Here is an 11,628-nt window from a genome sequence, read left to right as displayed (position 1 = left end):
TCAGGCCCGCAGCACGTCCACGCCGGCGGCCCGCAGGTCGCGGACGGCCGGGTCGTCGTCCGGGGCGTCGGTGACCACGCCGGTCACCGCGGACAGGGGGAGCACGGCGAACGGCGAGGCGGCGCCGATCTTCTCGACGCTGGCCAGGACGTAGGTGTCGGCGGCCCGGCGGGCCAGGGCCCGCTTCATCGCGGCCTCGTCGGCGTCGCCCGTGGTGAGCCCCGCCTCGGCGTGCACGCCGGTGACGCCCAGCAGGAAGACGTCGGCGGTGACCAGCTGCGCGGCCTCGACGGCGGCGGCGCCGCAGGCGACCACGGAGTGCTTGAACAGCCGCCCGCCGATCAGCTGTACCTCGACGCCGGGGTGCTCGACGAGGGCGACGGCGACCGCGGGGCTGTGCGTCACCACCGTGGCGGTCAGCTCGCGTGGCAGGGCACGGGTGACCGCGAGCGCCGTCGTGCCGCCGTCCAGCAGCACCGTGCTGCCCGGGCGGACCAGCCCGGCGGCGCGAGCGGCGACCCGCTCCTTGCTCTCGACGGCGACGCTGCGCCGCGCGGCGGAGTCGGCGACGGCGGGGGACGCCGGCAGCGCGCCGCCGTAGACCCGCTGGCACAGCCCGGCCGCGGCCAGCTCGCGCAGGTCGCGGCGGACGCTGTCCTCGGAGACGCCGAGCTCGGCGGCGAGGTCCTTGGCGACCAGGCGGCCGTCGGTGCGCAGCCGGCCGAGCAGCAGGTCCCGGCGGTGGGCGGCGAGCATGCACGTTCCTCCTTGTTTATGCACGATTCTGCACTATCGTCCGATGTCATGACCACCACCGTGCAGGAACCCGTTCCCGGCATCGACATCCCGGACGCCCGCGGGCGGACCGGCCTGGACCGCACCGGCCGCCACCTCACCGGCAACCCGGACGTCCTGGTGACCGACGTCGAGCTCGTCGCGAGCGCCTGGCACGTGCTGCGGCGCACCACCTTCCGTTACCGGCACCGCGACGGCCGGTGGACCACCGAGCAGCGTGAGACCTACGACCGCGGCAACGGGGCGACGATCCTGCTGCACGACGTCGCCCGCGGCACGGTCCTGCTGTCCCGGCAGTTCCGCTTCCCCGTGTACGTGAACGGCCACCCCGACGGGATGCTGGTCGAGACGGCGGCGGGCCTGCTCGACGCCGACGACCCGGAGATCGCCGTCCGCAGGGAGACGCAGGAGGAGCTCGGCGTGGCCGTCGGCCCGCTCGAGCACGTCTTCGACGTCTTCATGAGCCCGGGGTCGGTTACCGAGCGGCTGCACTTCTACGCCGCCGCCTACACCGCCGCGGACCGCACCGGCGCAGGCGGCGGGCTGGCCGAGGAGGGGGAGGACATCGAGGTGCTGGAGCTGCCGTTCGCCGAGGCGCTGGCGATGGTCGACGACGGCCGGATCGCCGACGCGAAGACGATCCTGCTGCTGCAGTGGGCGGCGCTGCGGGGGCCGTTCGCGCGGGCCTGAGCCCGGGCGCCGCTGCCCGAGAGGGAGGGACGCACAGCCCTGGGGTCCGGGACACGGGGCGGGCGAGGGTCTGTCCGTACCGAACGACCCCCTGAGAGAGGAACGAGACGATGACCGCGTCCACCGAGCCCGCCGCCCCCACCGAGGCGGCACCGCGGACCGGGTCGACCCCGGGTGCCCGGTTCCGCCGGATCGGCGGTGGGCTGTCCCTGCTGGCGTCCGGCACCCTGGTCGCCGCCAGCCTGGCGATGATCCCGTACCAGAACGAGACCCAGGCCGAGTACCTGCAGACCGGCGTCGACCACACCGGCCCGATCCTCTGGGCCGCCGTCGTCCTGCACTACGGCTACCTGCTGCTGCTGCCGGCTGCCCTCACGCTGGTGCACCTGGCCCGCCGCGGGGCGCGCCGCACCTCGCTGGTCGCGATGGTGCTCGCCGGCCTCGGCGCCGGGCTGTCGGGCATCGTGGTCGTGGACTTCTACCACGTGGCCCTGGCCAACGCCCTGCCGCTCGAGGAGGCGCAGGGGATCGTCGACCTCGCCGACGGCTACGGGCAGGGTGCGCTGATCGCGCTGCCCTCGATGCTCGGGCTGCTCGTCGGCACCAACCTGGCCATGTTCGCCGCCTGGCGGGCTCGGATGATCCCGCTGCTGCCCGTGCTCGTCACGCTGGTCGGCTTCGGCATCTTCCTCTTCGCCTCGGGCGACGCCTGGCTGCCGACGATCGGCGGGACGCTGGCCGCGATCGGCCTGGGCTGGGCCGGGACGATCGTCCTGAAGATGCGCGACGAGACCTGGGACCGCATCTGAAAGAGGACCCCCTGCCCCCCACCACTCGCACGCTCGCGGCGGGCCCCTGCAGGGGGCCGTCCGCGAGCGGCCCTCGTGGCCACAGAGGCCCGCCCCCAGGTGGCCTCCGTGGCCACTTCGGCCGTTCTCAGGTGAGGCGGGCCAGCTCGGTGGGGAGCGGGCCGGGGGAGAGGACGCCGAGCCGCTGGGTGGCCCGGGTCAGCGCGACGTAGAGGTCGTTGTGGCCGCGCACGCCCTCGTCGAGGACCCGCTGTGGATCGACGACGAGCACGTCGTCGAACTCCAGCCCCTTCGCCTCGGTCGGGGTGAGGACCACCGGGCCGAGGGAGGAGTCCGCCTCCGGGCCGGAGGAGACGCCGGCCAGCCGCTCGGCCAGGGCGGCGGCGACCCCCGCCACCCGGCTGGCCGGAGCGATCACCGCGGTGGTGCCCTCGTGCCCGGCCCACCCCGCGACGACGTCGGCGACCCGGCCGGCGAGGGCGTTCTCCCCGGTCACCTCGGCCCACGGCGGCTCGGTGCCCGGCCGGACCGAGCGGGGCGCGGTCGCACCGGTGCCGCCGGCGGCCAGGACGTCGGCGGCGACGGTCATGATCTCGGCGGGCGTCCGGTAGTTGACGGTCAGCTCCTCCAGCCGCCACGCGGGGCCGACGTGCGGCTCCAGCGTCTCGCCCCACCCCGAGGACCCGGCCAGCGTGCCGGTCTGGGCGAGGTCGCCGACGGCGGTCATCGACCGGGTCGGGCAGCGGCGCACCAGCAGCCGCCACGCCATCGGGGACAGCTCCTGCGCCTCGTCGACGACGACGTGACCGAAGGTCCAGGTGCGGTCGGCGGCGGCCCGCTCGGCGGTGGTGCGGGTGTCGATCGCCCGCTGCCGATCGGCCAGCTCCTCGGCGCCGATGAGGTCACCGGCGCTGAGCACCTCGGCCTCCAGGTGCTCGTCCTCGAGGTCGATCGACCGCGAACCGTGCAGCACGTCGAGGGTCTCCTGGGCCTCGGCCAGCCGGCGGCGGCGGTCGCGCTCCTCGCGGGCGCGCTGCGCGCTGTCGTCGAAGCCGAGCAGCTCCTCGGCCTCCTCCAGCAGCGGGACGTCGGCCGGCGTCCACCCGGTGCCGCGCGCGCGGTGCAGGAGGGCCCGCGTCGCGTCGTCCCATCCCGGGGTGGCCCGCTCGATCCGGGCGGGGTCGGCGTAGAGGTCGCGCAGCAGCCGCTCGGGGGTGAGCACCGGCCACAGCTCCTCGACCAGCCCGCGGACAGCGGAGTCCTCGGCGACCTCCTTGCGCAGCGCGGACAGGTCCTCGGGGTCGAGCAGGTCACTGCCGAGCCGCTCGGCGTACCGCTTGGTCAGCGTGTCGACGACGCGGGCGGCGAACACCGGCCGCGCCAGGTTGTGCAGCCGGTCGGCCCGGCGCGCGGCGTTCTGCGCGCGGCTGACGTCGATCGGCCGCAGCCGCAGGAGGAACCCGTCGATCGTCACCTCGCGCGGCCGGTCCGGCAGGACCTGCCGGTCGGTGACCGCCCGCTGCAGCACCTCGACCATCTCCAGCCGGCCCTTGACCGCGGCCGTGGCCGGGTCCTCCGCCGCGCGGGCGTCGAGGCCGGGCCGCAGCTGGCCGAGCCCGGCCAGCAGTACGCCGGTCTCGCCGAGGGAGGGCAGCACGTCGGCGATGTAGCGGAGGAAGGTCGGCGTCGGGCCGACGACGAGCAGGCCGCGGCGGGCCAGCCGCTCGCGGTGGGTGTAGAGCAGGTAGGCCGCCCGGTGCAGCGCGACGGCGGTCTTGCCCGTGCCCGGCCCGCCCTGCACGACGAGCACCCCGCGGTCGTCGGCGCGGATGATGCGGTCCTGCTCGGCCTGGATGGTGCGGACGATGTCGGTCATCCGGCCGGTGCGGGCGGTGTCGAGGGCGGCCATCAGCGCCGCCTCGCCGGTGAGGTCGGAGCCGGCGACCCCGCCGGTGAGCACCTCGTCGTCCAGCCGGACGACGCGGCGCCCGCGGGTGCGGATGTGCCGGCGGCGGTCCACGCCGAGCGGGTGCACCGGGGTCGCGGTGTAGAAGGGCCGGGCCGCGGGCGCGCGCCAGTCGACCAGCGCCGGGTCGCCCCCGGCGTCGTCGGCGGGCAGGCCGATGCGGCCGATGTAGAGCGGTCCGTCCTCGGTGCGGTCGATCCGCCCGACGCACAGGCCGGCCTCGGCGGCGTCGAGGGCGGTGACCCGCTCGGTCTGGAACCGGACGGTGGCGTCACGCTCCTGCAGCGCCTGGGGGTCGACCGCGGGCCAGGAGATGGCCTGCTTCAGCCGCGTGGCGGCGAGGTCCCGGGCGGCGTCGAGGCGTCCGTAGAGCTCCTCGACGTACTGCTGCTCGGCTTCGATCTCGGGGTGGGGAACGACATCGGGCTGCGTCGTCGGCACTGCACGTCTTCCTGTCGGCATCCGTCTGCGGCAACAGACGAACGTCCATGGTGCCCCGGCATTCCCGTCCGTGCGGCGAGCCGCGGCCTATCCTCGCCGAATGGGTCCCGGGGTGCTCGTCGCGCTGACCCTGCCGGGCCTGGTGCTGCTGCTCGTGGGAGTGGCCGTCGCCGAGCAGGGCTGGTCGCGGCTGGGTCGGCGCAGCCCGGTGACCCGGCGCGAGCGGCACGCGCTGTCGGCCGGTGGGCTGGACGTCTTCTCGGCCGCGCTCGCCCCCGGCCGGGCGGCCGACCTCGAGCAGCAGCGCATCCAGGAGACGAAGCGGGACGACGTCGAGGACGGGGCGCCGCCGGCCAGCACCGTGGACCTGGCCGGCGGCGTCGCCGTGCTCGTGGTGCCCCGGTCAGCTGCCCAGTAGCCGCCGCAGCCAGCGGAGCCGGGCCGCGCGGGCCTCCCGCGAGAGCTGCGCGCCGGGCGCGAACCCGTCGAAGCCGTGGAACCCGCCGGGCCACACGTGCAGCTCGGCGACGCCGCCGGCCTGCCAGAGGCGGGTGGCGTAGGCGACGTCCTCGTCGCGGAAGGTCTCGGCCGAGCCGACGTCGATGAACGCCGGCGGGAGACCGGACAGGTCCTCGGCGCGGGCCGGGGCGGCGTAGGGGGAGACGTCGGGGCCACCGCGGGCGTCGCCGAGCAGCGCCGTCCAGCCGGTGTCGTTGGCGGTGCGGTCCCAGATGCCGCGACCGGCCATCTGGCGGGCCGAGACGGTCTCGTTGCGGTCGTCGAGCATCGGGCACAGCAGGAGCTGCCCGGCCAGCGCCGGGCCGCCGCGGTCGCGGGCCATGAGTGCCAGCGCCGCGGCCAGCCCGCCGCCGGCGCTGACGCCGGCCACCACCAGGCGGGCAGGGTCGATGCCCAGCTCGTCGGCGTGCGCGGTGGTCCAGACCAGGCCGGCGTAGCAGTCCTCGACCGGGCCGGGGTGCGGCGTCTCGGGCGCCAGCCGGTAGTCGACCGAGACCACCGCCATGCCCAGCTCCTGCGCGTGCTCGAGGACTCCGAGCACCCCGGAGCGGGCGTCGCCGACGATCATCCCGCCGCCGTGGGTGAAGTAGACGGCCGCGGTCGGGCCGGTCGCGCCGGTGGGTCGGCAGACCAGCAGCCGCACGTCCGGCGCGCCCTCGGGGCCGGGCACCGACCGCTCCTCGACGGTGAACGCGCCGTCGCGGCGCAGGTCCTCGTCGGTCGGCCGCGGGGTGAGCGGGTTCTGCCGCAGCACCGGGATCAGGTCGGCGGTGAGCGGGGTCGAGAAGGCGTCGAACTGATCGAGGGCGACCGCGCACTCGGGGTCGAAGGGGGGCGGCGGGCCGACCTCGGCGGGGGCGGGACCGGCGGACGGCGACGTCAGTGTCACGGCATCTCCTGCGCAGCGGGACGGCGGCCCGACGGGACCGCCGGTCCCATCCTGGCCGACCGGCCGGCTCAGGTGGGCAGGTAGGACACCAGCCGGTCGGCCAGCTCGCCCGGGCGGCTCAGCGCGACCAGGTGCCCGCCGGGGACCTCGTCGACCGGCAGCCCCAGCCGCTCGTCGGCGACCCGGCGTTGGAACGCCAGGGGGAAGAACCGGTCGTCGCGGGCCGCGAGGACGCGGGTGGGGACGTCCGGCCAGCGCTCCAGCGGCCAGGGCTCGGCGAACGGCGTCCCGGACTGCTCGAAGGGCTGCGTCATCGCCGCGGCCACCACCTCGGCCGGGACGTCGCCGAAGAACGCGTCGTCGTCATCCCGCGGCCAGCCCGCCTGCTCGGCCGCCGCGGCCCGGGCGTCGGCCTGACCGGTGACCGCCCACCACTCGCCCCCGGACTCCCCGGGCCGCGGCACCATCGCGTTGAGCAGGACCAGCAGGTCCACCGGCGTCCGCGTGCACACGATCGGCGCGGTCAGCCCGCCCATCGACTGCCCGACGACGACCAGCGGCCGCCCGGGAGTCGGCCCGATCGCGTCGAGCACGGCCTGGGTGTACTGCTCGAGGCCGGCCGCGTCGTCGCCGGCCGGCAGGTCGACCGGGACGGCGGCGCAGTCGCGGCGCTCGAGCTCGGGCACCAGCCGGTGCCAGTACCAGGCCTGCCCGCCCGCTCCGGGCACGAGGACGACGGTGGCGCGCACACGGGGGTGACCGCCGGCCCGGCCGGAACTCATCGCCGGGCCGGCCGGACCGCGCCCGGCCGTGGTGCGGATCCCGCGCCGAGACGGCAACCCGGAGGTCATCTCCCCGACATCTCGGGTGCCTACCGTCGGGTTGCGCACCACAGGAGGTAGTCATGAGCCCGATCACCGCGAACCGCCCGGCCCTCGAGCGGTCCACCCGCCGTCCGTCCCGCTCCCGCAACCGGCCCCCCGTGGACCGCACGCCGTGGGCGTGCCCGAACTGCCACCGGGAGACGGTGCCGCCGCGCAAGCGCTGCGCCGAGTGCGGGACCTCCCGCTACTGAAGAAGGACGGCGTCAGGCGGCCGGGGGCGCACCCCGCAGCCGCACCACGGCGGCCCGGTGCCGCCGGCGGCCGGCCAGCCGCCAGGCCAGCCGGTTGAGCGGGGACAGACCCGCGAGCAGCCGTGCCCGGTCGCCGGGGCAGGCGTCCTCGAGCGCGAGGCCGAGCACGAACAGCTGCTCCTGCGGCGCCAGCGTGCAGCGGGCGGCCCGGGTCACCGCCGTCCAGGCCTCGGCCGGCAGGTGCTCGGTCAGCAGCGGCAGGAGCTCGCGCTCCTCCTCGGCGGTCTGCGCGTCGACGGCGTCGGCGAGGTCCAGGCAGGCCATCGCGAAGGCGTCCCGCGCCGACGCGGTCTCCGCCACGGCCCACTGCCGGGCGGCCGTGGAGAGGTCGCGCAGCCCGTGGTCGAGCCCGGCGACGCGGGCGGTCCAGTCCTGCACGGACGCGCGGACCGGCTCCACGCGGTCGGCCGGCACGGCGCGGAGCAGCGCGGGCCACAGCAGCTCGCGCTCGGTGGCGTGGTGCTGCAGGAGCAGCCGGCCCATGAGGTCGGCGTGCCGGGTGAGGTCCCGGGTGCGGTCGACGTCGCCGGCCGGCGCCCAGGTGGCCAGCTCGGCGAGCAGGCGCAGCTCGCGCCGGACCAGCTGGTGCACCACGCGCTGGGAGGCGACGGCGCGGCAGGCCGCGCGGGCCGGCGTGGACGGTGCGGTTCGGTGTGTGGAGCGGGGGAGGACCGCGGCGGCGGTCATGGGGCACCTCGTTGCGGGTCGTTCGGCTCTGGGATGGAGAGGAGCGTAGGGACGCCGATGTCCCGGACGACAGGGTTTTCCGTCCCTGTCCGGGCGGGACGGCACGATCTCCGTGCCCGGGTGGACGGCGGGTCCGCCCCAGGGCGGACGCGGCTGCCGGTCACGGGGCTCCGGGAGGGCGACAGGAGCGGTACAGGACGGATACGTTCAGCCGGTGAGCACGATCATGCGGAACCGGGTCCGCGTGAGCGGGATCCCGAACGGACGCCCGATGGTGTTCGCCCACGGCTTCGGGTGCGACCAGGAGATGTGGCGGTTCGTCGCCCCCGACTTCGAGGTGGACCACCGCGTCGTCCTCTTCGACCACGTCGGCTCCGGGCGGTCGGACCTGTCGGCCTACGACCCGCAGAAGTACGCCTCGCTGCGCGGGTACGCCGCCGACCTCGTCGAGATCTGCCGCGAGCTGGAGCTGACCGACGTCGTCCTCGTCGCGCACTCGGTCAGCGCGATGATCGGGGTCCTCGCCGCCGAGCAGGCCCCGGAGCTGTTCGGCGCCCTGGTGATGGTGGGGCCCAACCCCCGGTACGTGGACGAGGAGGGCTACACCGGCGGCTTCTCCCGGGCCGACATCGCGGGGCTGCTGGAGCAGCTGGACAGCAACCACCTGGGCTGGTCGGCGGCGCTCGCGCCGGTCGTCATGGGCAACCCCGACCGGCCCGAGCTCACCGAGGAACTGACCAACAGCTTCTGCCGGACCGACCCCGAGATCGCGCGGCAGTTTGCCCGCGTCACGTTCCTCTCCGACAACCGCACCGACCTGCCCGGCGTCCGGTTGCCCACGCTCGTGCTGCAGTGCAGCCGCGACGTGATCGCGCCCGAGCCGGTCGGACGGTACGTACACGAACAGGTGCCCGGGAGCGTCTTCACCCAGCTGGCCGCCACCGGCCACTGCCCGCACCTGTCGGCCCCGGAGGAGACGACGGCCGCGATCAGGGCGTTCCTCTCGCGTTGACCGGACCCGCCATGGACGCCCCCGACCCGGCCCTGAACCAGCTGCTGGAGGACGACCCGGCCGACCTCTACGAGAACGCCCCGTGCGGCTACTTCTCCGCGCTGCCCGACGGCCGCCTGGTCAAGGTGAACCGGACGTTCTGCGCCTGGGTCGGCCGGGACGCCAGGGAGCTGCTCGGGACCCGGTTCCAGGAGCTGCTCGGCCTCGGGGGGCAGACCTTCTACGAGACCCACCTCGCGCCGCTGCTGCGGATGCAGGGTGCGGTGCGGGAGGTGGCGCTCGACGTCGTCCGGTCCGACGGCTCCCTGCTGCCGTGCCTGGTCAACGCGGTGGAGGTGCGCGATGCGGCCGGGGGGCCGCTGCTGCTGCGGGCGACGGTGTTCGAGGCGACGTCCCGGCGGCGGTACGAGCGGGCGCTGCTGGCCGCCCAGCGCGCGGCCGCCGAGTCCGAGGCCCGCATGCGCACGCTGCAGCAGGTGGTCACCCAGGTCTCCGCGGCAGCCTCCGTCCGGGAGGTCGCCGAGGTGATCGTGGCGCGCAGCCGCGAGGCGGTCGGCGCGTCGGGTGCCGGGCTGTGGCTCTCGTCCGAGCGTCGCGCCAGCGAGCGCCCCGGGACGTCGGTGCCCCCGGTGGAGCTGCTGGCGGTCGACGGGATCCCCGCCGACGTGCTGCGGGAGATGGAGGCGGCGGCGATCGGCGGAGCGGAGCTGGCGCGCAGCGGCGGGGTGCACACGGTACCGCTGGGCGCCGGCCTCCGGTCGGTGTGGCCGGAGCTCGCCGCGGCGATGGCGGAGGCGGGGCAGGAGGCGCTGGTGATCGTGTCGGTGAACGCCGACAGCCGGCACCTGGGCGCGCTGGTCCTGCTGCTCGGCTCGGCGGGGGACAGCGAGCTCGTCGACCTCACGGAGCCGGGTCAGCGGGGCACGCTCAGCCAGGTCGACGCCGACCTGCTGGAGACCCTCGGCCGACAGGCCGGGCAGGCCATCGAGCGGGTGCGGCTGTACGAGGAGACCGCCCGGCAGGCGTCCCGCTCGACGTTCCTCCTGGACGCCTCCCGGCTGATGGCCTCGGCGGGGGGCGTCGCGGAGACGGCGGAGCGTCTGGCGGAGCTGGCCGTGCCCCGGCTGGCCGACCTCTGCGTCATCGACCTGGCCGGCGAGCGGGGGCTGTCGCGCCCCGCGGCGCGGCACGGCGACCCCGTGCACCGGGCCCTGATGGCCGAGCTGCAGGAGCGGCACCTGCCGTTCCGCCGCGCTCCGCACCCGAGCGTGCAGGCCATGCGGGAGCAGCGGACGGTGTGGGTCCGCCGGGTCACCGAGGAGTGGCTGCGGCGGATCACCACCGACGAGCGGCACCTGGAGATCCTCCGGTCGCTGGACCTCACCGCGGTGATCTCGGTGCCCCTGCTCGCCGAGGGGCGCCCGCTGGGCGTGGTGACCCTCGGCGCGGACCGGCGGCGCGGGCCGTTCACCGCCGCCGACGTCGAGGTCGCCGAGCAGTTGGCCCTGCAGGTGGCCCAGGTGGTCGACAAGGCCCAGCGGCTCGAGGAGGAGACGCTCACCTCGCACACGCTCCAGGCCAACCTGCTGCCGCCCGCGCCGCCGCCGGTCCCCGGACTGGCGGTCGCCGTCCGGTACCTGGCCGCCAGCCGCGGCGCCGACGTCGGCGGGGACTTCTACGACGTCGTCCCGCTGCCCGGGGACCGGGTGGCCCTCGCCGTGGGGGACGTCGTCGGCCACGACATCACCGCGGCCGCGGTGATGGGGCAGCTGCGCAGCGTCTACCGCGCGCTGCTGGCCGACCGGCCGACGCCGAGCGAGGTCATCCACCGGCTGCAGTCGGGCTGGCCGCTGCTCGGCATGCAGCGCATGGCGACCGCACTGTTCGCGATGCTCGACCCCGCGACCGGCCAACTGCGGGTGGCCTCGGCCGGCCACCTGGCCCCGCTGGTGCTGACGGCGGGGGAGACGGCGCTGCTCGACGTCGAGCCCACCCGGATGCTCGGCGCCCCACCGGCAGCCATGCCCGCGGCCGAGTGGGTGGGCGTGCTGCCGCGCGGCTCGACGCTGCTGCTCTACACCGACGGGCTGGTGGAGAGCAGGGACGCCGACCTGGACGAGGGCCTGTACCGCCTGCTGGACGCCGCCGCCGGGAGCGGCGCGGGGACTGCCGACCCCGACGAGCTGTGCGACCGGCTGCTGGCGGAGCTGGCCGGCGGGGTGCGGGCCGACGACGTCGCGCTGCTGGCGATCACCCGGCTGCCGTAGCGGTGTCCTCTGGCGCCGGGCACCGGGGCGCGCGACCATCGGCGCACGGCACGTGCGGCGCGGAGGCGGCCATGGAGCGTTCCCCCAACCCGGGGGCCCCCAACCCGATCATCGAGTCGATCGACGGGGCCACCGGTGACATCACGATGTCCGGTGACGCGATGCGCTGGTCACCGGACCTCGCCGACGGGCAGGGCCCGAGCTCGGCCGCCGGGTTCCCCGGGGTCGACGTCGCGGCCGGGTTCGGTTCGCTGCTCGGGCTGGACGGCGCCGGGGTGCGCCGGCTGGTCTCCGGCGCGGTGAGCTCGCTGACCACGGTGGCGACCGACGTCGTCTCCGAGCTGCGGCAGCTCACCCGCGGTGCGGCCCCCGGGGACGACGAGCCCGAGCGCTGAGGCGCGCGAGCCCAGCTCCGCCG

General features: G+C 76.0%; 12 protein-coding genes. 7 read left to right on the top strand and 5 right to left on the bottom strand.

Features of this window, described 5'->3' with window-relative positions; genetic code table 11:
* Positions 1-756 (bottom strand): DeoR/GlpR family DNA-binding transcription regulator, encoded by a 756-nt coding sequence (locus tag PGN05_RS18730; protein ID WP_419754081.1) that lies wholly within the window; start codon positions 754-756, stop codon positions 1-3.
* A 48-nt stretch (positions 757-804) separates the two neighbouring features.
* On the opposite strand from PGN05_RS18730, the gene PGN05_RS18725 reads away from it, so the two are divergent.
* Both PGN05_RS18725 and PGN05_RS18720 read left to right on the top strand, forming a co-directional pair.
* The gene (locus tag PGN05_RS18725) at positions 805-1,485 is read left to right on the top strand and encodes an NUDIX domain-containing protein (RefSeq protein ID WP_419754080.1); all 681 of its coding nucleotides are present in this window, start codon (positions 805-807) and stop codon (positions 1,483-1,485) included.
* 110 nt (positions 1,486-1,595) lie between these two features.
* Positions 1,596-2,294, top strand: coding sequence for a hypothetical protein (locus PGN05_RS18720; protein ID WP_419754079.1), 699 nt, complete (start codon positions 1,596-1,598; stop codon positions 2,292-2,294).
* 127 nt (positions 2,295-2,421) lie between these two features.
* On the opposite strand, the gene PGN05_RS18715 is transcribed toward PGN05_RS18720, so the two are convergent.
* On the bottom strand, positions 2,422-4,701 hold the full coding sequence (locus tag PGN05_RS18715) for a HelD family protein (RefSeq protein WP_419754078.1): 2,280 nt from the start codon (positions 4,699-4,701) through the stop codon (positions 2,422-2,424).
* A gap of 100 nt (positions 4,702-4,801) precedes the next feature.
* Between PGN05_RS18715 and PGN05_RS18710 the strand changes: the two genes are divergently transcribed.
* Positions 4,802-5,119: a DUF6191 domain-containing protein gene (locus tag PGN05_RS18710; protein ID WP_419754077.1), complete on the top strand. Its 318-nt coding sequence runs from the start codon at positions 4,802-4,804 to the stop codon at positions 5,117-5,119.
* Here PGN05_RS18710 and PGN05_RS18705 read toward each other — a convergent pair.
* Both PGN05_RS18705 and PGN05_RS18700 read right to left on the bottom strand, forming a co-directional pair.
* Entirely contained in the window at positions 5,105-6,109 is a 1,005-nt protein-coding gene (locus PGN05_RS18705; RefSeq protein ID WP_419754076.1) for an alpha/beta hydrolase, read from the bottom strand. The genes PGN05_RS18710 and PGN05_RS18705 overlap by 15 nt on opposite strands.
* A 68-nt stretch (positions 6,110-6,177) precedes the next feature.
* On the bottom strand, positions 6,178-6,858 hold the full coding sequence (locus tag PGN05_RS18700) for an alpha/beta fold hydrolase (protein ID WP_419754075.1): 681 nt from the start codon (positions 6,856-6,858) through the stop codon (positions 6,178-6,180).
* A 155-nt stretch (positions 6,859-7,013) separates the two neighbouring features.
* Between PGN05_RS18700 and PGN05_RS18695 the strand changes: the two genes are divergently transcribed.
* Positions 7,014-7,184, top strand: coding sequence for a hypothetical protein (locus tag PGN05_RS18695; RefSeq protein ID WP_419754074.1), 171 nt, complete (start codon positions 7,014-7,016; stop codon positions 7,182-7,184).
* A gap of 12 nt (positions 7,185-7,196) precedes the next feature.
* Here PGN05_RS18695 and PGN05_RS18690 read toward each other — a convergent pair whose 3' ends face one another.
* A complete protein-coding gene (locus PGN05_RS18690) occupies positions 7,197-7,931 on the bottom strand; it encodes a hemerythrin domain-containing protein (protein ID WP_419754073.1) in 735 nt (244 codons plus the stop codon).
* A gap of 214 nt (positions 7,932-8,145) precedes the next feature.
* Between PGN05_RS18690 and PGN05_RS18685 the strand changes: the two genes are divergently transcribed.
* The 3 genes from PGN05_RS18685 (at position 8,146) to PGN05_RS18675 (ending at position 11,605) form a co-directional block, all read left to right on the top strand.
* On the top strand, positions 8,146-8,943 hold the full coding sequence (locus PGN05_RS18685) for an alpha/beta fold hydrolase (RefSeq protein WP_419754072.1): 798 nt from the start codon (positions 8,146-8,148) through the stop codon (positions 8,941-8,943).
* An 11-nt stretch (positions 8,944-8,954) separates the two neighbouring features.
* Positions 8,955-11,210 carry a SpoIIE family protein phosphatase gene (locus PGN05_RS18680; protein ID WP_419754071.1) on the top strand — a complete coding sequence of 752 codons (2,256 nt, stop codon included), beginning with the start codon at positions 8,955-8,957 and terminating at the stop codon, positions 11,208-11,210.
* Between the two features lie 71 nt (positions 11,211-11,281).
* A complete protein-coding gene (locus PGN05_RS18675) occupies positions 11,282-11,605 on the top strand; it encodes a hypothetical protein (RefSeq protein WP_419754070.1) in 324 nt (107 codons plus the stop codon).
* The last annotated feature ends 23 nt before the right edge of the window (positions 11,606-11,628 follow it).

Source organism: Geodermatophilus sp. CPCC 206100 (genome assembly GCF_048569675.1).
Classification (GTDB): Bacteria; Actinomycetota; Actinomycetes; order Mycobacteriales; family Geodermatophilaceae; genus Geodermatophilus.
This window is presented reverse-complemented; position numbering and strand designations above follow the sequence as displayed.